The following is a 20987-nucleotide window of genomic DNA, read 5'->3' as shown; positions in this document are numbered from 1 at the left end:
TGGACGGTCGGAAAGCCAATGGAAGCGCTGACCATCGCCAATACGCCTTACGGTCTCCAGGCTTACATTCTGACTTCAAATCGACACAGAGCCGGCCCACTCGCCACACGCATCGATACAGGTCGTGTGCTGATCAACACGCTGGCCCACGAACCCCGCGCGCCTTCGGGGCTTTAAACAATCGGGCGGCACGTTCGGTTTGGAAGCCTTTCTGGAGCCAAAATCAGTCCTCGTCTGACAAAACAGCATGCCGTTGGGGAAATCGATGCAAAGTGTTTCTGCATTTTTGGTATGGTGCAGCACATTTTCACAAGGATTGATCTTTCATCCGCAGGACGCGGCGTCCACCTTCTTCAACGAGATGCTGTAGAAATGCCTGAACCGATACCGATCAAGGACCACGAAAAAGAAAACCGCCTGGTCAACAAGCGCCTGCTCGCCTGTGCGCTGTTGGTCATCGGCATCACCTGCGCCCTGGTGGGCCGCATGTATTTCCTGCAAGTGGTGCAGTACGACTACCACTCCACGATTTCTGAAAACAACCGCGTCCACGTACTGCCTATTACGCCGACGCGCGGGCTGATCTATGACCGCAACGGCGTGGTGCTGGCCGACAACCGCCCCAGCTACAACCTGACCATCACCCGCGAACGCACCACCGACCTCAAGGGTGAACTGGACGCCATCGTCAGCCTGTTGCACTTGCCCGCCGAAGACCGCGCTGTGTTTGACAAGGCGCTGAAGCAGGCGCGTCATCCTTTCGTGCCTGTAACGTTGTTCTACGAGTTGACCGAAGAACAGATCGCCGTACTGGCGGTTAACGAGTTCCGTCTGCCCGGTGTGGACGTCGAGCCGCAATTCGTCCGGCATTACCCGCTGGGCGCGCACTTCGCCCACTCGATTGGTTATGTCGGTCGCATCAACGAAAAAGAATCCAAAGCCCTCGACTCCGTGGAGTACCGCGGTACGCAGTCCATCGGCAAGACCGGCATCGAGCGTTTCTACGAGTCCGAGCTGCACGGCCACGTGGGCTATGAAGAGGTCGAGACCAACGCCCAGGGGCGCGTATTGCGCGTGCTCAAGCACACCGACCCGATCCCCGGCAAAAACATCGTCCTGAGCCTCGACGTCAAATTGCAGGAAGCGGCGGAAGAAGCCTTGGGCGACCGGCGTGGTTCGGTGGTCGCCCTCGACCCGCAAACCGGCGAAGTACTGGCGATGGTCAGCAAGCCCAGCTTTGACCCGAATCTGTTCGTCACCGGCATCAGTTTCAAGGAATACGCGGCGCTGCATGATTCCATCGACCGTCCGCTGTTCAACCGCGTGCTGCGTGGGCTCTATGCGCCCGGTTCGACCATCAAGCCGGAAGTCGCCATCGCCGGTCTGGACAGTGGCGTGGTCACCGCGCAAACCCGCGTGTTCGATCCCGGCTACTACCAATTGCCCGATTTTGACCACAAATACCGTAACTGGAACCACAGCGGCGACGGCTGGGTGGACATGGACGCCGCGATCATGCGTTCCAATGACACCTACTTCTACGACCTGGCCCACAAGCTGGGCATCGACAGGCTGCACGACTACCTGGCCGAGTTCGGCCTCGGCCAGAAGGTCTCCCTCGACATGTTCGAAGAGTCAGCCGGCCTGATGCCTTCCCAGGCCTGGAAGCGTGCGACACGGCGCCAGCCGTGGTTCCCGGGCGAAACCGTGATCCTCGGTATCGGCCAGGGCTACATGCAAGTTACCCCGTTGCAGTTGGCCCAGGCCACTGCGTTGATTGCCAACAAGGGCGTGTGGAACCGGCCGCACCTGGCCAAGACCATCAACGGCGTGCCACCAGTGGATGAAAACCCAATGCCCAACGTGGTCCTCAAGGACCCGCGTGACTGGGAGCAGGTTAACCACGGTATGCAGCTGGTGATGCATGACCCGCGCGGCATCGCCCGGGCAGCGGCGCTGGGCGCGCAATACCGCATCGCCGGCAAGAGTGGTACGGCACAAGTGGTGGCGATCAAGCAGGGCGAGCGTTACAACCGTAACAAGACCCTGGAACGCCATCGCGACAACGCCTTGTTTGTCGGGTTCGCGCCGGCCGAACACCCGAAAATCGTGATCTCGGTGATGATCGAAAACGGCGAGGCCGGTGGCCGTGTGGCAGGCCCCGTGGTGCGGCAAATCATGGACGCCTGGTTACTCGACCAGGAAGGTCACCTGAAGCCGCAATACGCGACGCCGGCCAAAGCTCCCGGTGACCCGCACGTCTAAATCAGGCCTTCCACTCGTCCCACTGCTCGACGCCCTCATAGGCAAGCCAGGGCACATTGTGGGACGTCCAGATGTGCGCGGTGGGCCGTACGCCCGGATCATCATCCAGCGTCGCCACCCGCACAATCACATGGGGCTGATGCCCACGCTCCGCCATCAGGTGTGAGCCGCAGCGCGAGCAGAAATGCCGGAGCTTGCCCGGCGACGATTCAAACGAGGACAGCAGCGCTTCGCCCTGGGTCCAGCGGAAATGCTCGCGCATCACCCCGGCCGTGGCCACAAACGCGGCGGCATGCACCTTGCGGCAGCTGTCGCAGTGGCAATGGCTGATAGGCATGTCCAGGTTGTCCACTTGGTAGCGCACGGCTTTGCAGAAGCAACTTCCATTCAACGGGTCAGTCATACACGTATTGCCTGATCAAGGAGAGGCTCATCATCGCGCACAACCCAAGGTTGCGCATCGGTCGATGTCGCCTACTGTCAATGGAGGAGGTGACTTATGCACGTATTAGATCGCATCGAACGAAAAGTCCTGCTCAACGCTTCACGTAAACAGGTGTGGGAAGCACTTACTGACGCCGAGCAATTCGGCAGCTGGTTTGGCATCGCCCTCAAGGGCAAACACTTTGCCACCGGGGAAACCATCAAGGCTCAGATTACTTATCCTGGCTACGAACACGTGGTATGGAACGCCAAGATCGAACGCATCCTGCCGCAAACGCTGTTCTCGTTCCGGTGGCACCCTTACGCGGTTGAAAAGGGCGTCGACTACGACAGCGAAACACCGACCCTGGTGGAGTTCACCATTGAAGACCGTGCGCCGGGCATTCTGCTGCGGGTAGTTGAATCCGGCTTTGACGCGGTGCCCGAAGGCCGACGCCAGAAAGCCTTCAAGATGAACTCCCGCGGGTGGGATGAACAAATGAGCAACATCGAAACCTATCTGGACCAGGCCCGTCGCGCCTGAGCCGAACGGGCATCTTGCTGATGCCCGCCCTTATTGTTGTCAGCCTTCGTGAGTCAGCGGTGCGCAAATCCGCTGACCCACTGCTTAGTCATGCGTTTAGAAATCCACCGTCGCCGAGAGCTTGGCCACGCGCGGGTCGCCTTGGGTCAGATAGCCTCCCAATGCCGATTCCCAGTACTTGGTATTGGCGACGTTCTCCACCGTCGCGCCCAAGGTCACATCACGCTGGGCGACCTTGAAGTTGTAGCGTGCGCCCACATCGAAGCGGTTCCAGGTCGGCAGGCTGAGGTTGTTGGCCGGGTCGGCGTACTGGCCGCCAGTGCGCAGCATGCGCCCGTTGACGGTCACGCCTTGCAGGCCCGGTACATCCCAGTCCACGCCGGCGTTAAGCTGGAACGTCGGCACGCCCACGGCGCGGTTGCCGTCGTTGGCGCCGTTCTGGGTGCCGTTGACTTCGGTGTGAATAATCGTCGCGCCGCCCAACAGGCGCAGGCCGGCAATCGGCTCACCGAATACGTTCAGCTCCACGCCTTTGTTGATTTGCTCACCCTGGAATACAAAGGTCGCACTTTGATCGGCGTTCAGTTGGGAGAAGCCCTGAGTCGGTTGCTCGATTCGGTACACGCCCAAAGTTGCCCCGTAGCTGCCCATATCCAGTTTCACCCCAGCCTCGGTCTGTTTCGAGCGCGCCGGTGCGAAGGTCTGGTTGGCGTTGGTGACCTTGGAGCCGCCAAACGTCGTCGGTGCAGTCGGCCCGGACGCCAGGCCTTCAATGTGGTTGGCGTAGAACGACACATGCTCCCACGGCTTGAACACCAGGCCATACACCGGCGTGGTGATGCCCTTGGCGTAGTTGGCGGTGCGCTCACCGGTTCCGTACGCATAGCCCTGAACCACCAGTTCCTGGCGACGCAGGCCGGCCGTGAACAGCAAGCGGTCATCCATAAACCCAAAGGTGTCCGACACCGCCGCGCTGCGGGCGAAAGTCTTGGCGGTGATGCCTGGGTCGTTCAGGTCGCTGCCGGAGGTGAAGCCGCCCTTGGCCGGTGCGCTCACGTCCGCCGGGTTGTAGATATTCGTCGGCTGGCTGCCGGACGCGAAGTCAAAGGCGTTGCGGGCCTGGGTCCAGATGCCGGTCAGGCCCAGGTTCAATGTGTGGCTGACCGCGCCGGTCTGGAACTTACCGTTGAGGCCGGCCATCAGGCTGGTGTTGTCTTCCTGGTGCGCGATGTTCGAGCCGCTGACGGTGGCGTTACCGAGTGAGTCGATCAGGGTGACCGACGAATAACGCCCGATCTCGTTGGTGTGCTTGGCGCCGCCGGCGATGTAGGCGGTCCAATTGTCGTTGAGGTCGTACTCGCCACGCAGCATGCCGAAGGTGTCTTCAAGGCTGGTGGTGCCCCAGCTCGGCGCGTAGTTGGTATCGGCCGACGGCGCGCTCGGAAGATGGGTCAACCCGTTGCCGAGCAATACCGTATTGCGCCCGCCGTTGACCTGCTGCTTCTGATACACAAAGTCGCCCGACACGCGCAGCGCATCGCCGCGGTAATCCAGGCCGATGGAGAACAGCTTGGAACGCTGGTTTTCATCATCGATGCCGGTATCGCCTTCGCGCTGGGACAGGTTCACCCGCGCGCCAAAGCGGTTGTCCTCACCAAAACGCTGGCCGATGTCGAGGTGTTCGCCCACGCGGCCATCGTTGCTGATGTCTGTGCTGAACCGGCGCAGCGGCACATCATCGGCGCGCTTGGGTTGCAGGTTCACACCGCCGCCAATCCCTGAACCGCCCGGCGTTACCCCGTTGATAAAGGCGTTGGGGCCCTTGAACACTTCAACCCGCTCCAGCGCGTCGGTGGACATGATCTGGCGTGGCAGGATGCCGTACAGGCCGTTGAAGGAAATGTCGTCGCCATTGAGCGGCAAGCCACGAATCACAAAGGCCTGGGCCTGGTTCGCATAGCCCGATGCCTGGCGCACGGACGAGTCATTGAGCAGCACATCGCCGACGTTTTCCGCCTGCTGGTCGCGAATCAATTTCTCGGTGTAGGAGGACATGCTGAACGGCACGTCCATGATGTCCTGGTTGCCCAGCACACCCAGTTGTCCGCCGCGTGCCACTTGGCCTCCGGCGTACACCGGGGGCAGGGCGTTCGGCGCGGGCGCGTCGGCATTGATGTTGGTGGCACCCAATTCCAGTGTGTGGCCGTCCTGACGGTTATTCGCATCCTGCGGGGTGACTGGGGTTTCAGCATGAGCAGCAAGGCTCACGGAGCAGCAAAGGGCGAGCAGGGTAGGGCGAAACGGCACGCAAGGTCGGGTACGGGAGGGCATGGTCGATCCTGACGGCGAACCGTCAATGGTGAGGAAAAGGGCAACAACGTTGCGCGTCCTCGCTGCGCGGATACGACTCCGGTGCGAATGATAGTGATTGTTATTAATGTTCTGCAACAAATTTGTGAGATTGCGGTCTGCGTGCGCGTTAACGTGCCGCGTGACGCGGATGCCGAGTAGAATCACGCCCTGAAAGCGATTCCTGAGGTGCGGTACGGTGGATTTACAGCAGGGTTTTGTCCTGACCCGGCATTGGCGCGACACGGCAGCGGGCACGGAGGTCAGTTTCTGGCTGGTGACCGACCAAGGCCCCCGGTGCGTGCGCCTACCCGTACAAACTTCGGTGATGTTTATCCCTGAGGCCTACCGCAAGCCGCTGGGCTGGCTGCTCAACGGCGAGCGCGATGTCGAACTGCGCCCGCTGCAACTGTGCGATTTCCATCACCGCCCGGTACTGGGCCTCTACACCCGACAGCATCGTCAATTGATGGAGCTGGAAAAGCGCCTGCGCGCCGCCGGTGTGGATGTCTACGAAGGCGACGTGCGCCCGCCCGAGCGCTACATGATGGAGCGCTTCATCACTGCCCCGGTGTGGTTCGGTGGCACACCTGACGCCAGCGGCACCTTGATCGACGCGCAGATGAAACCCGCGCCCGACTACCGCCCGCCGCTGAAGCTGGTGTCCCTGGACATCGAGACCACCGCCCAAGGCGATCTCTATTCCATCGCCCTCGAAGGCTGCGGCGAGCGCCAGGTGTACATGCTTGGCCCGCCGAACAAAACCGACGCGGTGGACTTCAAGCTCGACTATTGCGACACCCGCGCCCAACTGCTCGAACGCCTCAACCAGTGGCTGGCCACCCATGACCCCGATGCAATCATCGGTTGGAACGTGGTGCAGTTCGACCTGCGTGTGCTGCACGAACACGCCCAGCGCCTCAACGTGCCGCTGCTGCTTGGGCGTGGCGGCGAAGCCATGGCCTGGCGCGAACACGGCAGCCGCAATCACTACTTCGCAGCGGCGGCGGGGCGCCTGATTATCGATGGCATCGAAGCCCTGCGTTCGGCGACCTGGAGCTTTGAATCCTTCAGCCTGGAAAACGTCGCGCAAACCCTGCTCGGCGAAGGCAAGGACATCTCCACGCCGTACCAGCGCATGGACGAAATCAACCGCATGTTCGCCGAGGACAAGCCCGCCCTGGCGCGCTACAACCTCAAGGACTGCGAGCTGGTCACGCGGATTTTCGAGAAGACCGAGCTGCTCAAGTTCCTGCTCGAACGCGCCAGCGTCACTGGGCTGCCGGCCGATCGCAACGGCGGCTCCGTGGCGGCGTTCACCCACTTGTACATGCCGCTGATGCACCGCCAGGGCTTTGTCGCGCCGAACCTGGGCGACAAACCGCCCCAGGCCAGCCCCGGTGGATTCGTCATGGACTCGCGCCCCGGCCTCTACGAATCGGTGCTGGTGCTCGATTACAAAAGCCTTTACCCGTCGATCATCCGCAGCTTCCTGATCGACCCGGTGGGGCTGATCGAAGGCCTCAAACACCCCGAAGACAGCGAGTCGGTGGAAGGCTTTCGCGGCGCGCGTTTCTCCCGCACCCGGCACTGCCTGCCGTCCATCGTTACGCGCGTTTCCGAGGGCCGCGAAGCCGCCAAGCGCGACCACAACGCGCCACTGTCCCAGGCCTTGAAAATCATCATGAACGCCTTCTATGGCGTACTCGGCTCCAGCGGTTGCCGCTTCTTCGACACGCGGCTGGCGTCCTCGATCACGATGCGTGGGCACCAGATCATGCGCCAGACCCGCGAGCTGGTGGAGGCCAAGGGTTACGAGGTGATCTACGGCGACACCGACTCCACCTTCGTCTGGCTCGGCAGCGCGCATGCGGCTCAGGATGCCAGCCGCATCGGCCGGGAACTGGTGCAGCACGTCAACGATTGGTGGCGCGCGCATTTGCACAGCGAATACGGTCTGCAAAGCGCCCTCGAACTGCAATACGAGACCCACTTCAGCCGCTTCCTCATGCCAACCATTCGTGGCGCCGAAGAGGGCAGCAAAAAGCGCTACGCCGGCCTGGTCGTGCACGCCGATGGCCGCGAAGACATGATCTACAAAGGCCTGGAAACCGTGCGCAGCGACTGGTCGCCCCTGGCCCGGCAGTTCCAGCAGGAGCTTTACCAGCGCATTTTCCATCGCCAGCCCCATCAGGACTATGTGCGCGACTACGTGCGCCGTACCCTTAGCGGCGAACTCGACGACCTGCTGATCTACCGCAAACGCCTGCGCCGCCAACTCGACGACTACGAGCGCAACGTGCCGCCGCATGTGCGCGCCGCGCGCCTAGCGGATGACTACAACGACCGCCTGGGGCGCCCGCGCCAATACCAGCGCGGCGGCTGGATCAGCTACGTGATCAGCGTCAACGGCCCGGAACCGCTGGAAGTACGCCAGGCGCCCATCGACTACGACCACTACGTGACGCGGCAACTGCAGCCGGTGGCGGACGCGATCCTGCCGTTCGTCAATGATGATTTCGCCACCCTGGTCGGTGGGCAAATGGGCCTGTTCTAAAACGCTTGCTTCGCGCCGATCACAGCCTGCACTCTTGGCCTCTGATGACCACCCGCAGACGGCGCAGCTTTCCATGACCCAGATCACCTTGACCGGCACTCACGTCGAACTTCAACCCCTGCAGCGCGAGCACGCGAGCGCCTTGCTCGAGGCCGCCGCCGACGGCGAGCTGTGGAACCTTAAAGTCACCAACGTGCCCGGCCCGGACACTGTCGACAAGTACATCGACACCGCCTTGGCCGGGCGCGATGCAGGCAGCGTGATTCCGTTCACCATCGTGCGCAAAAGCAGCGGCCAGGTGGTCGGCAGCACACGGTTCTGGAAGGTCGACCGGGCCAATCGCAAACTGGAAATCGGCCACACCTGGTTGGCGCAGTCCACGCAAAAATCCGCAATCAACACCGAAGCCAAACTGTTGCTGCTGACCTACGCCTTTGAAGTCCTCGACTGCGTGCGCGTGCAATTCACCACCGACGAACTCAACGAAAAATCCCGCGCCGCGATCCTGCGCCTCGGTGCCGTGCAAGAAGGCATCGTGCGCCACGAGCGCATCATGCCCGACGGGCGCAAGCGCAACTCGGTGCGCTTCAGCATCATCGATTCGGAATGGCCGCAGGTGAAGGCCAACTTGCAGGCCAAATTGCTGCGATAAGGAGGAAACGCCCATGTACACGCTCTACGGCATTGATGAGTCCGGCTCCTGCATGATCGAAATTGCCCTGCAGCGTTGCGCCGTGCCATGGCGCCGCATCGACGCCAGCTCGTGGGCGGACGGCGAGGGCAGCGAGGCCTTGGCGCGTATCAACCCACTCAAACAGATTCCCACGCTGGTCACGCCCGACGGCCAAGTGCTGACTGAAAGCGCCGCGATCCTGATCCACCTGGGCCTGGAGTTTCCCGCCTCCGATCTACTCGCCGGCAACCGCGCGCAGATCCTGCGTGGGCTGGTGTACATCGCCGCCAATTGCTACTCGGCGATCGGCATCATCGACTACCCGCAACGCTGGCTGGGCCCCGCAGATGAAGCGCTGCAAACCCAACTCACCACCGGCACGCGGCGCTATCTGCACCATGCCTGGGTGGTGTTTGCCCAGCAGTTTGCCGAGCAGTTGTTTGCGCCCACGGGTGTGCCGAATGCACTGGGCATCATGGCCGCGGCGGTGTCGCGCTGGGATGAGGCGCGGGAGGTGTTGAACGACCTGTCGCCAGGCTTTGCTCAGGCGCTGGCGCAGGTGGACGCCGACCCCGTCGTGGCGCCTGTATTTGCTCGGCATTGGCCGGAGTGGGGCGCCGCGTAATTGTTTCCGCAATCAAAAGAAACAATCACCGTAGTGCCTGTCCAACCCCTTGCGTAGCAGACTTCCTGACCTACGCTTCTTAACGAGGTGTAGGAATCATCCTTGAAATTGACTGTCGCAGACATGAAACTCAAGAACCCTGCATGGAATTCAAAGGAGGTGCGCATGCTCATCCGGTCGCTGACCCTGGCTACCTTGATGGCTTTTACGGGGCCGCTGTTGGCCGTGGATGATATCAACCCACTCAAGCAGGACTTGAACAAGTCCCGCCCGCTGGTAGTGGTGGAACTTGATTCCGGCAACGAAACATTGGCAACCCTCAAGAAACAGCTGGACGAGCCTGCCAACAAGCAGTCCTTTGAAGAGCGCAATATGGTGTTCTACACCGTGAAGTTCGGCAGCATCGGTGCCGAAGGGGAGAAGTTCGCCAAGGACGCCAAAGACAACAAAAAGCTCACGCCACCTGAAACCAACGCGCTGATCCGCGCCCTCAAGCTGGGCGCCGGCAGCGGCACCAAAGTAATTCTGGTGGGCAAGGACGGCGAGAAGAAACTCGAGAAGACCGTGCCACCGGATACCCTCGACCTGAAGGAATTCTTCAGCGCCATCGACCAGATGCCCATGGCTGAAAAAGAACTCGCCGCGCCAGCGGAACCAGAGCCTGCCGCCGCTGCGCCAGCCAAGGGCGCCAAGGCTGCCAAGCCCGCCAAAGCCAACAGCAAACCTGCTCCCGCGCAACTCGATGATTAAACACACATAACCCCCTGTGGGAGCGGGCTTGCCCGCTCCCACAGGGGGTTATTGGTTTGCTGAAGGTTTAGCCACCTTACGCACCGGAAACGGAAAGTAGAAAAACCGCAAAAACGCCACCCGCTTGATCACTTCCCCGATCAACAACGGCACCACCACCGCAATCACCAACCCCACACACGCCGCCAGGAAGGGATGCACGCCCAGACGCTCCATCAGGTCGACGCTCTTGTGCTGGATCTCGCCATGAAAGATCAACAGGATCAGGGTCGACTGGCCGATGTAGGTCATCACCCGGGTCAGCAACGTCGACACCATCAACACCTGCGCCAGCGCCCAGCAGGCGTACACGCCGATCACCGCCAGCAGGCTGGTCCACAACCAGCTGTCATAACGACGTTGCGCCAGGTCCATGGTGGCCCAGGTCGGTATGAACACCACGGCAAACAGAACCACCGACACCAACAGCGTCAGCCACGAGCCGGCGTGCGTGCGCAGCCAATCGCGCAGCAGGTAGCCGGCAATGAAGTAAGTGCTGCTGATCAAGGTGATATCCAGGCTGAACGGCAGCCCCGGCAGCACCCAGTTGTAGCCGCCGAGTGTCACCGGCAATTGCCAGAACAACGGCAACAGCCAAATCCCGAGCAGCAGTTGAGCCGCGATCAGCAGGCCGCTCATCCACAGCGACAGCTTCAGGCGCTGGATTAGCCGCAGCATCACCCAACTGAACAGAATCGCCACCCAGAAGTGCGGCAGGAACCACATGGCCTGCCACGGAATGGTGTCCACCGAGGCATACAGCACGCCGCCAATATCCGGCAGCAGCGGTTGCCCGCGCAACACGGCGCGCACGATCACATACACCAGCATGGTGAAGAAAAATGGTTTGAGCAGGCCGTCGGCCTTGCGTATCGCCATCTCCACAAACGGCTGTTCGGGCTTGAAGAACACCCCCGAGAGGAAAAAGAACAGCGGCAAGATGAATGAGGCGAGGATCGGGTAAAGCAGGTCCGGCGAGGTCGCGACGAACCAGCTGTGGGCGAACACGATCACCAGGATGCCAATGCCTTTGGCGATGTCCATTTGTATCCAACGATGTTTCATCTGACGGTTCCCGATCGATCGTTCATGCCTTGCGCCACGGCTTCAGCCACAGCCCCATGCCCAGCAACACCACGGCGCCTGCCAGGGTGCTCAAACCCAGTTGCAGCCACACGCCTTGAATCCGAAACAGCACCAGCGCCGCCAAGCCCATCACCACGGCACTGAGCAGCCATTGCCGCGCCCAGGGCAGGGCTGCGAGCAACTGTTGGCGCTGCATCAGCAGCAGCCCAGTACAGATCACGCCCGCCAGTGCCGACAACGGAATACCCGCCAGGCCAAACACAAAGGGCAGGGCGCCGAGCAACAGCACATTGACCAGGCTGCCGAGCAGTTCGCAACGCAGTGGCTGGCGCGTGTCGCCGGCCGCATAGGCATAGCGTGCGAGCAACGCATTCCAGGCGCCGAACACCAGCGGCACGGCGAACCAGGCCAGCAGCAAGGGCAGCGGCGAATCCGCCGATTGCTTGGGCAGCAGCAACGCCACCAGGCTCGGCGCCGCCGCCACCAGGCCGACACCGGCCGGCAAGGTCAGCACACTGGCGGTTTCCAGGCCGCGCTTGAGCAGGGCCAGGCGCTCGTCGCCCTGACGGCGGCTCATCATGCCCAGCAGCACTTGGTTGAGGCTCATCAATGCAATCAGCGGCAGGTTCATCAGCTTGCGCGCGAGGTTGACCCAGGTCACTGCGCCTTCACCCAGCAGCGACGCCACCAACCGCTCGATCAACGCCAAGCCCTGGCTGGCGCCATTGCTCAACAGCAGTGGGCCGATGCGCTGGCCGAGTTCGCGCAGCGGCGTGAACGTCAACTGCCAGCGCCACGGCCGCCAGCCCTGACGCCAGATCGACGGCAGTAGTGCCAGCGGCATCAACAGGCTGCCGGCCAGACACGCCAGCGCAAGGGCGTGCGGCTGAGTCGCTGTGCCCGCCAGCGCGAGATACGTCACCGGCGGCAAATTGAACAGCAGCGAACCCAACCCCGCCAGCACAAAACGCTCACTGGCCTGCAGCGGGATACTGAACAGCGCATGCAGCATCAACCCCGGCACGCACCAAGCGACGATTTGCAGGTTGCTGCTGGCAAGCAGCGTCGCGCTGGCCGCCAGGCCCGGCCCGAGCAATTGCACCAGCCACGGCGCCAGCAGCGTCAGCAACAGGCTGGTGACCAGCGCGATCAGCAGCAACGCCGGGAACAACACCGCCAGCCAGTCCAAACGCTCGCCGTCCTTGCGCGCCAGGTACAGCGGCAGCGCGGCGGCGCTCAACACGCCACCGGCCAACGACATACGCAACGCTTCGGGCAAAAACAGCGCGATCAGGAACGCATCACTGCGCTCACCCGCGCCCCAGGCCGCCACCAGCAACCACTCACGGGCGAACCCCAGGCACAGGCCCAGCAGGGTTGCGAGCGTCAGCCAGACGGCGGAGCCAAGCACGGCTAAGGCTTCGCGCCGTCAAGCATCGGCTTGCGAAAAGCCACCGCCTTGACCTGCGGCAGGCGCGCCGGAAACAGCCGCCGCGCCTCCAGCACATTGAGGCCGACCATCAGCCAGAACAGCGCCACCATCACCACGGCAAAGCTGAAGTAGTGGTCAAACAGCCCGCTCACCAGGGCCGAGAGAATCCCGGCGGTGGTGCCCAGCCACAGCGCGTTGTCCTTGGTCAGGCGGATTGGGCCTTTTTCCGGGCGTGCTTCACGCCACCAGCGCACGGTGACGGCCACAAACAGCAACATGCCGACGATGCCGGTTTTGTAGATGAAGTTCAGCCACAGGTTGGAGATCCCCAGGAAATGGGTGCCCGGCACCGGCGGGTCGACCTTGAAGCCGATGCCGAACGGGTACGCCGCCATGGCCTGGGGGAACATGCGGTATTCATCGAAGCGCACTTCGGTACTGGCGTTGTCCGAGGAAAAAATCGTCGCCAGGCGGTCCTGCAACGGTGGGTAGGCCATCACCAGCGCGACCGTCAACGCCGCGCCGATCATCAACAGCCGCCCGGTGTAGGGCACGCGCCGCGTGGCCATCCAGATCAGCACCAGCGCCAGGCTGACCATCGCCCCCCGGCTACTGGCCAACAACAACGCAGCGGCGCCGAGGCATGCCACGCCCAGGCCCAGCCCGCGCTTCCAGCCTTGCTCGGTCATGCCGTAGCAAAACGCCAGCGGCAGCAGCAGCGCCATGATCCCGCCGATGGCATTCGGGTGCATCCACGGCGAGCCCATGCGCGACGACATCGCCTCCAGGCCGAATTTCAACATGTCGAAGTTGCCGTAATTGAACACCGCCAGGATCGGCGCAATGCCGGCCCCGGAACGCGTGCGCACAAACACCGCAATCGACAGCACCAGCATCGCCAGCGTGCCCAGCAGCAGGGCGATCACCAGCGCTTCACGGTGCTTGTAATCGGTGAGCAACTTGGCGCACAGGAACACCGCCGACAGGCTCAGCAACCAGCGCAGCCAGTTGGCCACGCCGCTGGTGTCGGCGTGGATGGTGACCTGGCCGACAATAAACGGGAACACGCTGAACAGCATCAGCCACAGCAGCATCTGGTCGGTGGGGCGGCGTGCCAGGCGCGGGGTGTCGGGCACGCGCGCCAGAAAGCTGTGCCACAGCACGGCGCCCCAGGTCAGCGCGAGGATGGCTTCGCTCACCGTACTGCGAATGCCCAGGTTGACGGTGGAGTAGGGCATGAAGGTCGCGATCCCGGCAAACAGCAGCAGGCCCCAGAGCGGGAAGCGCAGGATGGTCACCGCAGCCGCCAGGCCGATCACCGCGAGGAAGGCCTTGGCCGGTGACAGCAGCAAGGCGAGTGCGCCAAACAACAGGCCGAAGAGGATTGCGACGAGGCTGGCCAGGGAAAATCTCATGTCAATTCCTCGATCAATTCGGCCAGGCGGCGGCGATAGGCTTGATGGTTGAAACGTTGCGCCCAAAGCCTGCGTTGTTCGGGTGACTCTTCGGTAGGGCGAGCCACCAGGTCGAGCATCAATTGCACCAGCGCCGGGCCGTCGGTGGGCGAAAAACGCGGGGCCGACGGCGGGGTAATTTCATCCAGTGAGGTGCCGCTGGCGACCGCCACCGGCGTGCCGACGCTCAAGGCTTCAATCACCGGCAAACCAAAGCCCTCGGCATACGACGGCTGCCACAGGCGCGCGGCCTGGCGGTACAGCGCGTGCAACTCGGCATCCGACACGCCGCTCAAGGCGCGAATGCCCGGCAGGCTGCGCTGGGCCTCGGGCAAGTGGTCGAGGCTGCCCACCAGCACTAACTCCGGTACGGCGGCTGACAGGCTGCGCGCCTGCTGCCAGGCATCCACTAGAAATGGCACGTTCTTGCGCAATTCGCGGGTGCCCACCAGCAGCCAGTAGTGCGTGGGCAGGTTGCGCGCGCTGAGGTCCGCCGCCAATTCGACAAACCCATCCACCTGATTGGGCAGCACCCGAATCTTGCCCGCCGCCTTGGGAAACAACCGCGCGGTTTCATCGGCACTGTACTGCGAAGGCGTCCACACGCGGTCGGCGCTGTGCACCGCATACGCAATCGACAGGCGATCACTGGTCTTGTAGACCAGCGCTTTCAAGCGGTTGGCGTGGTAGTTGTTCAAGGTGATCTGGAACAGGTCATGCAACAGCACCACGGTGCGCAAGCCTTTGGGTTTGGGCGGCAGGGGCAGGCCCATATTGAAGGTGCTGATGTACAGGTCGATGTGCTGTTCGCGCAAGGCACGCGGCAAAAAGCCCGCTTCAAAACGCAGGCGATTCTGCGGCTGGTGCATCGCGGTTTTTGCGCAGCCCCAGGCCGGGCACTGTGCCTGCAAGCGGGTTTCGTCGCCCAGGGGCGCGACGGTAAAGCGCGTCAGCTCTACATCCGGCAGGGTGCGCAGAGCATTTTCCAGCGCGTACACCTGGCGGCTGATCCCCGATTGTGGCGAGGTGCCGACGGTGCGGTAATCCAGGCCTACACGCATGCGGGCTCCTTTTGATTGAGCGGCGCGAGCATCGCATACACCTTTTCCAACTGGCTGGCGGCGACACTCCAGTCATGGGCGCGGCGCACGTACGCGCGACCGGCTTCGCCCATGGGCGCTGCAGCTTCGGGAAATTGCAGCAGGCGCACCACGGCATCCGCCAGGCTGGCGGCGCTTTGCCCGCCGAGGTAATCCAGGCCTTCCACCAGGTCCAGGCCGGAGACGCCTTGCTCGGTACTCGCCAGTGGCAGCCCGGCGGCCAGTGCTTCGAGGACTTTCAACTTGGAGCCGCCGCCATGGCGCAACGGCGCCAGGAACACCGAACAGCTCGATTGCAAATTCAACAGGTTCGGCACAAACCCTTGCCACTCGATGCGCGGGTCTTGCCAGCGTTCACGCCAACTGGCGGGCATGCCGAAGCCGCACACGCTCATGCGTGCGTCGGGGCAGTGCTCCCAGACTTTGGGCAGGATTTCATCCAGGGCCCACTCGATGGCGTCGACGTTGGGCGCGTATTCATAGTTGCCAAGGAACAGCACGCGGCGGGTCGACGGGTCCGGATGCGCGGCGGCGAAGTGATCGCAATCCACGCCGTTGACCACCACCGGCACCGGTTTACCGGCGATGTTGGCCAGCACTTGCGCGTCACTGTCGGTGACCGCCACCACCTGCGCCGCCTGGCGCATCACGCGGTGTTCCCAGCGCGTGTAGCGCCACTGATCGTAGCGAATGAACGGCAGCGCCCAGCGGGGCAGGCGATCGTAGGTGGCCGCGCCGAGCGCCGATTCAACGTTGTGTTCGGTCAGCACGAACGGCTGGGATTTGCGCGCCAGCGCGTCTTCGTACGGCTGGAACGTGTAGCTGTGTTCGATCTGCACCGCGTCCCAATGTTCGTTGAGCAATTGATTGAAGGTGTCCTGCAGCGCGCCCGACAGGCCGTTGACGCTGGCCAGCAGCGGGTAGGGCGCAAACAGCCCGGCCACCAGGGTTTTCAGGCTGCGCAGCGGGCGGCGCGGCAAGATGATCAACTGCTCAAGAAAGGCTTCCAGCACTTGGCGATCGGTCAGCGACACCGGGTTTTTATCATGCAGCAGCAAAGTGATGCGATGCCCACGCGCCGCCAGGCTGCGCAGCAGATGGAACTGGCGCGTCTTGCCGCCGCTGGTGGCGGGCCAGGGCGAATAGGGCAGGATCCATAAAATGCGCATGGCGGGCTTCAATCCCATAACAGAATTTGCAAGTTCGACTTGACGGGTACGGTCAACCCATCGCTGCCGCTGACCGGGGTTTGTGTACCGCGCAGCGGATCGTACAGGGTGGCGCTGGTCAGGCCCGGCAAATGCGCGTTGCCGCCTTCGGCCGACCAGAATAACCACAATTTGTGGCCGTCGGCACGGGTCCAGCCGATGCTGAACAGGCCGTCCGGCAATTGGTCGGCGCTGGGCGGGTCGCCGGGGGTGAGTTGCGGCCCACTGACGTCGAGGAAGTTCTTCAGCGCGGTGTAGACCGGCTTGGGGTTGGCGTCGATGTCGAGCAAGCCGTAGAACTGGTCACGCACGCTGGCGCGCTGGTCGAGGTCGCTCAAGGTGAATAGGAAGATTTTGTCGTAATCCATCGCGCTCATCAGGGCCACGCGGCGCACCACGTAATCGGCCTGGCCCTGCAGGGTGATGAGGTCCTGGGCGTCTTTTGGCCCTGGGTAGGTTGACCAGCCCCACTCGGTGCTCCACAGCGTTTGCACGCCGGCGTTGCGCAGGGCCTGGTTGAGGGCGGTGGTCTTGGCAATAAAGTCCAGGTTGGAAGGGTCGTTGCCCTCGGGCAGTTGGGTATAAGGATGGTAGGAAATGGTGGTGTTCAGGCTGGCCACGCCGAGGGCGCCCAGGGCGTCGAACATGGTCTGGCCATTCGGCATTTCGCTGAAAAAGGCCATGCCGGCCGCCACCACCGGTTTGTTCGGGTCCACCGCGCGCAGTGCGCCGGCGGTGGCGGTCAGCAGGTTGGCATAGCCGGCCGGGTCGGCCACCGGTCGCCAGAAGCCGAGCAGGTTAGGTTCGTTCCACACCTGCCAGGCGTTGACGCTGGGGTAGCGTTGCGACAACAGCGCCATGCGGTTGGCGAACACGTTCGGGTCCTTGGGCGGGTACTGGTCCTGATACGGCGCACCGGCCGGCGCCGTGGTAGCGAAAGGCGCCGAGCCGACGAGGTAGAACACGGATTTGAGCTGGTTGGTTTGCAGGTTGCCGACTAACTGATCGAGTGTGGCGAGCTGGTACTGATTCTCTGCAGGCTCCAGCTGATCCCAATGCAAATCCAGGCGCACCCATTCCAGGCCCAAGGCCTTGAGGCGGTTGATCTGCAGTTGATACAAGCTGGGGCTGAACCACATGAACTGCGCGTTCACACCGAGGAAATCCTTCCACACCACCACCTTGTTGCCCTTGAGCACATGGCTCTCGGCGTCGGCCTGGCGCCCCCACATGAAAGCCGTCAGGCCGAGCGCAGCCACCACCGCAAGCATGGCGAGGTAGGTCCGTTTACGCGCCATAGGAAGCTCCTGCAATCGCCTGTTCAAAGAGCTGCTTGAACCTCTGCGCGGTCAACGGCCACAGACGCTCACGGCCAATTTCCCCGGCGCGTTCGGCCCAATCCCTAGCCAACAGCGGGCTGCGTGCCAGGCGCAGCAGTTGTGCGCTCAAGGCCGCCACGTCGCCTTGCGGATAGATCGCGCCATTGCCGCTGGCGACCTCTTCGGCAAACGCACGCGCATCCGAAGTAATTGCCCCGCGCCCGCATGCAGCGGCCCAGGACAGCGCGCCGCTGGTGCCACGCTGGCGTCCCAGCAGGCCGAGTTTTTTCGATTCGCGGTACGGCAGCACCATCACATGGTGTGCCTGGATTGTCTGGGCAATCTCGCTGGCCGGCAGGTTCAGCCGCCAGTCGATCACGCCCGCCAGGCCGAGTTCGGCGATTTGAGTGTTCAACTGCTCCAGATAATTGCCGCCCGCGCCAAAGGCCATTTCGGCAGCCGTGCCACCAGCCAGGGTCAGGCGCACGCGGTCACGCAATTCGGGGGCTTGCTTGAAGACGTCGGCCAGGGCCTGTAACAGGTCTTCAATGCCTTTGCCGCGGTAGATAAATCCGAAATACAGCAATTGCAACGTGTCCAGCGCCGGTAACGGCGCCGGAGCAATGGCCAGGTTGGCGTGATTGATCACCGCCACTTTGTCGGCCGGCAATTGCATGCGTTGGCTCAGGCATTCGGCACCCAGGCGGGTGAGGGTGATCAGCCGCGTCAGGCCCTGGGCGACGTGGCGTTCTTCGCGCAATGTAAGTGGGTCTGCCAACACCACCGCCGCCTGGGGCAGCGGGCTGGGCAAGCGTTCCAGCAGGTTCAGCGGAAAGGGCAGGTGCTCGCGGCGCCAGACGATGCGTTCGGGGTCATGCACGGTGGCCGTCAGCGGCAGCGTGGGGTGAGCTTTGCGTAACTCGCGCAGCGCCAGGAATTCCCCCAGCCGCCCGCCACCCAGCTCGGCGTGGACCAGGTCCACGCGCTGCCAGTCGAATCGGGCGATTGCCTGTCGGATCGCTTCGGTGCTGCCGTCCACGCCACTCAACGGTGTCGCCACCGTCACGCCCAGCTGCTCCAAGGCCGTCTTGAAATGGTTCGCGTAGTCGGCGATGCCATTTTTTTCCGGTGGCAATGGGGCGAGCAGGGCGATGCGCATCAGAACGCCCCCCGGTACTTGGCGATGGTCCTGAGCACCTTGGCCGGCACTTCGAATTTGCGGCGGTTGATGATGATGCCGTCCACTTTGCCGAACGCGGTGTTGAGGATCGACAGCGCGTGTTCCACCACCGGCACCGTGCTTTTCTGCGCTTCCACCACCAGGCCGATCAGGTCCGCGCGGCGCAAGGTGATGAACGCATCACGGTTATCCAGCAGCGCCGAGGCGTCCAGCAGCACCACTTCGCCAGGTTCGGCGATGGCCACTCCGCCCACGCGCACATTGATGCCGTTCTCCTGCAGCAACTGGCGCAGTTGCTCCACCACAAAGGTCACGCCTTCGCCGTGGCGCGCCGAGGTCAGCCCGAGGGTCAGGCCCTGCTCGGCAATGCGCTTGGGCTGCAGCAAGCTGTACAGCCGGTAGATGCTCGCATTGAACGCGTTGGTACTTTGCGCGGTGCTGGTGTCCAGCTCCGGCAAGGTGGTCCACAGCGGCAGGCCGAACTTGCGCTCCACCAGGCCACCGTCGTGAATACGCTGGTCGAGCAGGTAGCACAGGTAAATCACCAGCAAGCCGACGACGATTGCAAACGGGATCGCCAACACCAGCATCACCAGGGTTTTCGGGAAGATGCGGCCTGGGTTCAGGGTGGCTTCTTCGATCACCGCGATGTTGCTGATCTGGCTGTCATCCAGCTCGCGGTCGATGCGCGATTTTTCCAGGTTGTCGACATACAACGCGTAGTTGCGCTCGGTGGCATTCAGCTCGCGGGAAAGGCGTGCCAACTCCGGTTCAATCTCCAAGGCTTGCTTGCGCTGCGCTTCGAGGTTGACCAGCTGTTTCTGCTGCTGCACCAGCTGGGTACGCAGCGCCTGGTTGTTGCTCGATTCATCCAGCAGCACGCGCTGCAAGTGGATTTCCAGGGTGTTCGGCGCACGGTTTTCCGAGGCTTGCACGGTATTGCTCTCATTCGCCACCTGGGCTTGCATCGCCCGAATCGACGCGTCCAGGGCTTTGACCGGCGGCGCGTTGTCCGTGTAGGTGCGCATCATGTCGGCTTTTTCCAGCAGCTTCTGGTTGAGCAGGCGACGCAAATCCTGCTGCTGCGGGTTCAGCGCAATCTGGCGAACCGTGGTCACTTCCTTGGGCTGGCTCTTGAGCTGGGTGCGCGTGCTGTCGATGGCGCTGTCGGAGGAGGCGATCAAGCGGGTGGTATTGAAGGTCTCGCCGCGCAGCACGTTGATGCGCTCGGACAAGTCCTCCAGGCGATCGGTAATGCTCGCCGCACCAATCTCATTCAGGTGCGTGAGGATCTGCTGCTTGTAGCTCTTGATCTCGTTGGCGCTGGTGTTGACCTGGCCTTCGTAGAAAGCGTACAGGCTCTTGCGCCCCAAGGCCTGGGTGCGTTCGGCGATGTAGGTCTCGACCCAATCCTTGACCACCGCCTGGGCAATTTCCGGGTCGCCCCACTTGAAGCTGATGTCCATGACTGTGGAGCCCGCGGCGTGGCTGACCTCGAAGCTCTTCTCCAGGCTGGCGGCGAGACGCTCCACCGGCGTGGTTTTTTCGACGATGCCAACGGTTTCCAGCACCACGCGAATGCCGTCGAACACCGCGCCTATGCCGGCCTTTATGTAGTGCTTGGTGCGCTTCCAGAAGCCTTCCGGCGGCGGCGCGTTTTCGATCACTTCCAGGTAATGCTCGGCCACCGTGCGCACAATCGGGCGACCGGTGAGCAAGCGTTCCTCATCGACAATCGGGTCGCGCTGGGTGCTGGGCATTACCAGCGCCTGACGGTTGCTGATCTCGATCGGCAAGGTCGAGTCGCGCCCTGGCTTGACCAGCAGGCGTGCGGTGGATTCGTACTTGGCCGGCAGCAAAAACGCGCCCAGCAGAATGATCACCAGCGCCGCGATGGCCGCCAGTTTGAACTCGTGCCGGAAGATGAAAAACAGGCGCAGAAGATCACGAAAAGAACGGATCTCGATCATGGGATGTCGCTCC

Annotated in this window: 17 protein-coding genes; 7 read left to right on the top strand and 10 right to left on the bottom strand. The window is 62.6% G+C overall.

Annotation, left to right across the window (positions count from 1 at the left end):
• Positions 1 to 18 precede the first annotated feature (18 nt).
• Positions 19 to 177 carry an aldehyde dehydrogenase family protein gene (locus L8I05_RS27820; protein WP_242175775.1) on the top strand — a complete coding sequence of 53 codons (159 nt, stop codon included), beginning with the start codon at positions 19 to 21 and terminating at the stop codon, positions 175 to 177.
• A gap of 195 nt (positions 178 to 372) precedes the next feature.
• Positions 373 to 2265, top strand: coding sequence for a penicillin-binding protein 2 (mrdA, locus tag L8I05_RS27815; protein WP_177017588.1), 1893 nt, complete (start codon positions 373 to 375; stop codon positions 2263 to 2265).
• A gap of 1 nt (position 2266) precedes the next feature.
• On the opposite strand, the gene L8I05_RS27810 is transcribed toward mrdA, so the two are convergent.
• Positions 2267 to 2668 (bottom strand): GFA family protein, encoded by a 402-nt coding sequence (locus L8I05_RS27810; RefSeq protein ID WP_242175754.1) that lies wholly within the window; start codon positions 2666 to 2668, stop codon positions 2267 to 2269.
• A 96-nt stretch (positions 2669 to 2764) separates the two neighbouring features.
• On the opposite strand from L8I05_RS27810, the gene L8I05_RS27805 reads away from it, so the two are divergent.
• Positions 2765 to 3232 (top strand): SRPBCC family protein, encoded by a 468-nt coding sequence (locus L8I05_RS27805; RefSeq protein ID WP_242175709.1) that lies wholly within the window; start codon positions 2765 to 2767, stop codon positions 3230 to 3232.
• A gap of 96 nt (positions 3233 to 3328) precedes the next feature.
• Here L8I05_RS27805 and L8I05_RS27800 read toward each other — a convergent pair whose 3' ends face one another.
• On the bottom strand, positions 3329 to 5563 hold the full coding sequence (locus L8I05_RS27800) for a TonB-dependent siderophore receptor (RefSeq protein ID WP_242175688.1): 2235 nt from the start codon (positions 5561 to 5563) through the stop codon (positions 3329 to 3331).
• A 217-nt stretch (positions 5564 to 5780) separates the two neighbouring features.
• Here L8I05_RS27800 and L8I05_RS27795 point away from each other — a divergent pair, with 217 nt between their 5' ends.
• The 4 genes from L8I05_RS27795 to L8I05_RS27780 all read left to right on the top strand — a co-directional run bounded on the left by L8I05_RS27795 (position 5781) and on the right by L8I05_RS27780 (position 10186).
• Positions 5781 to 8138, top strand: coding sequence for a DNA polymerase II (locus L8I05_RS27795; RefSeq protein WP_242175661.1), 2358 nt, complete (start codon positions 5781 to 5783; stop codon positions 8136 to 8138).
• Between the two features lie 73 nt (positions 8139 to 8211).
• Positions 8212 to 8790 (top strand): GNAT family protein, encoded by a 579-nt coding sequence (locus tag L8I05_RS27790; RefSeq protein ID WP_242175650.1) that lies wholly within the window; start codon positions 8212 to 8214, stop codon positions 8788 to 8790.
• A gap of 13 nt (positions 8791 to 8803) precedes the next feature.
• Positions 8804 to 9436, top strand: a complete 633-nt coding sequence (locus tag L8I05_RS27785; protein ID WP_242175647.1) for a glutathione S-transferase — start codon at positions 8804 to 8806, stop codon at positions 9434 to 9436.
• A gap of 165 nt (positions 9437 to 9601) precedes the next feature.
• Positions 9602 to 10186 (top strand): DUF4174 domain-containing protein, encoded by a 585-nt coding sequence (locus L8I05_RS27780; RefSeq protein ID WP_242175643.1) that lies wholly within the window; start codon positions 9602 to 9604, stop codon positions 10184 to 10186.
• A 48-nt stretch (positions 10187 to 10234) separates the two neighbouring features.
• Here the strand turns inward: L8I05_RS27780 and L8I05_RS27775 are convergent, their stop codons facing one another.
• The 8 genes from L8I05_RS27775 to L8I05_RS27740 are packed head-to-tail and all read right to left on the bottom strand — an operon-like array spanning position 10235 to position 20974.
• On the bottom strand, positions 10235 to 11290 hold the full coding sequence (locus L8I05_RS27775) for an acyltransferase family protein (RefSeq protein WP_242175634.1): 1056 nt from the start codon (positions 11288 to 11290) through the stop codon (positions 10235 to 10237).
• A gap of 22 nt (positions 11291 to 11312) precedes the next feature.
• Positions 11313 to 12722: a lipid II flippase MurJ gene (locus tag L8I05_RS27770; protein ID WP_242175623.1), complete on the bottom strand. Its 1410-nt coding sequence runs from the start codon at positions 12720 to 12722 to the stop codon at positions 11313 to 11315.
• A gap of 2 nt (positions 12723 to 12724) precedes the next feature.
• Complete coding sequence (locus L8I05_RS27765; RefSeq protein ID WP_242175614.1) at positions 12725 to 14158, bottom strand: O-antigen ligase family protein; 1434 nt, start codon at positions 14156 to 14158, stop codon at positions 12725 to 12727.
• Positions 14155 to 15258 carry a glycosyltransferase family 1 protein gene (locus L8I05_RS27760; RefSeq protein WP_242175604.1) on the bottom strand — a complete coding sequence of 368 codons (1104 nt, stop codon included), beginning with the start codon at positions 15256 to 15258 and terminating at the stop codon, positions 14155 to 14157. The genes L8I05_RS27765 and L8I05_RS27760 overlap by 4 nt, the downstream gene beginning before the upstream one ends.
• Entirely contained in the window at positions 15249 to 16466 is a 1218-nt protein-coding gene (locus L8I05_RS27755) for a glycosyltransferase family 4 protein (RefSeq protein WP_242175588.1), read from the bottom strand. Before L8I05_RS27755 ends, L8I05_RS27760 begins: the two co-directional genes overlap by 10 nt.
• 8 nt (positions 16467 to 16474) lie before the next feature.
• Positions 16475 to 17803: a cellulase family glycosylhydrolase gene (locus tag L8I05_RS27750; RefSeq protein WP_242175572.1), complete on the bottom strand. Its 1329-nt coding sequence runs from the start codon at positions 17801 to 17803 to the stop codon at positions 16475 to 16477.
• A complete protein-coding gene (locus L8I05_RS27745; RefSeq protein ID WP_242175554.1) occupies positions 17793 to 18983 on the bottom strand; it encodes a glycosyltransferase in 1191 nt (396 codons plus the stop codon). Before L8I05_RS27745 ends, L8I05_RS27750 begins: the two co-directional genes overlap by 11 nt.
• Positions 18983 to 20974 carry an exopolysaccharide transport family protein gene (locus L8I05_RS27740; protein ID WP_242175537.1) on the bottom strand — a complete coding sequence of 664 codons (1992 nt, stop codon included), beginning with the start codon at positions 20972 to 20974 and terminating at the stop codon, positions 18983 to 18985. Before L8I05_RS27740 ends, L8I05_RS27745 begins: the two co-directional genes overlap by 1 nt.
• Positions 20975 to 20987 lie beyond the last annotated feature (13 nt).

Source organism: Pseudomonas sp. MONT-RG-20F-20-E-7-02, assembly GCF_022662395.1.
In the GTDB taxonomy this organism is placed as follows: Bacteria; Pseudomonadota; Gammaproteobacteria; order Pseudomonadales; family Pseudomonadaceae; genus Aquipseudomonas.
Note: the sequence above shows the minus strand (reverse complement) of the source record. Positions and strands in the feature narration are given on the sequence as shown.

Bases quoted from the DNA above. Each gene is read 5' to 3' on its own strand.
- L8I05_RS27820 (WP_242175775.1), top strand. From the start codon at position 19: ATGGAAGCGCTGACCATCGCCAATACGCCTTACGGTCTCCAGGCTTAC.
- mrdA (WP_177017588.1), top strand. From the start codon at position 373: ATGCCTGAACCGATACCGATCAAGGACCACGAAAAAGAAAACCGCCTG.
- L8I05_RS27810 (WP_242175754.1), bottom strand. From the start codon at position 2,668: ATGACTGACCCGTTGAATGGAAGTTGCTTCTGCAAAGCCGTGCGCTAC.
- L8I05_RS27805 (WP_242175709.1), top strand. From the start codon at position 2,765: ATGCACGTATTAGATCGCATCGAACGAAAAGTCCTGCTCAACGCTTCA.
- L8I05_RS27800 (WP_242175688.1), bottom strand. From the start codon at position 5,563: ATGCCCTCCCGTACCCGACCTTGCGTGCCGTTTCGCCCTACCCTGCTC.
- L8I05_RS27790 (WP_242175650.1), top strand. From the start codon at position 8,212: ATGACCCAGATCACCTTGACCGGCACTCACGTCGAACTTCAACCCCTG.
- L8I05_RS27785 (WP_242175647.1), top strand. From the start codon at position 8,804: ATGTACACGCTCTACGGCATTGATGAGTCCGGCTCCTGCATGATCGAA.
- L8I05_RS27780 (WP_242175643.1), top strand. From the start codon at position 9,602: ATGCTCATCCGGTCGCTGACCCTGGCTACCTTGATGGCTTTTACGGGG.
- L8I05_RS27775 (WP_242175634.1), bottom strand. From the start codon at position 11,290: ATGAAACATCGTTGGATACAAATGGACATCGCCAAAGGCATTGGCATC.
- L8I05_RS27765 (WP_242175614.1), bottom strand. From the start codon at position 14,158: ATGAGATTTTCCCTGGCCAGCCTCGTCGCAATCCTCTTCGGCCTGTTG.
- L8I05_RS27760 (WP_242175604.1), bottom strand. From the start codon at position 15,258: ATGCGTGTAGGCCTGGATTACCGCACCGTCGGCACCTCGCCACAATCG.
- L8I05_RS27755 (WP_242175588.1), bottom strand. From the start codon at position 16,466: ATGCGCATTTTATGGATCCTGCCCTATTCGCCCTGGCCCGCCACCAGC.
- L8I05_RS27750 (WP_242175572.1), bottom strand. From the start codon at position 17,803: ATGGCGCGTAAACGGACCTACCTCGCCATGCTTGCGGTGGTGGCTGCG.
- L8I05_RS27745 (WP_242175554.1), bottom strand. From the start codon at position 18,983: ATGCGCATCGCCCTGCTCGCCCCATTGCCACCGGAAAAAAATGGCATC.
- L8I05_RS27740 (WP_242175537.1), bottom strand. From the start codon at position 20,974: ATGATCGAGATCCGTTCTTTTCGTGATCTTCTGCGCCTGTTTTTCATC.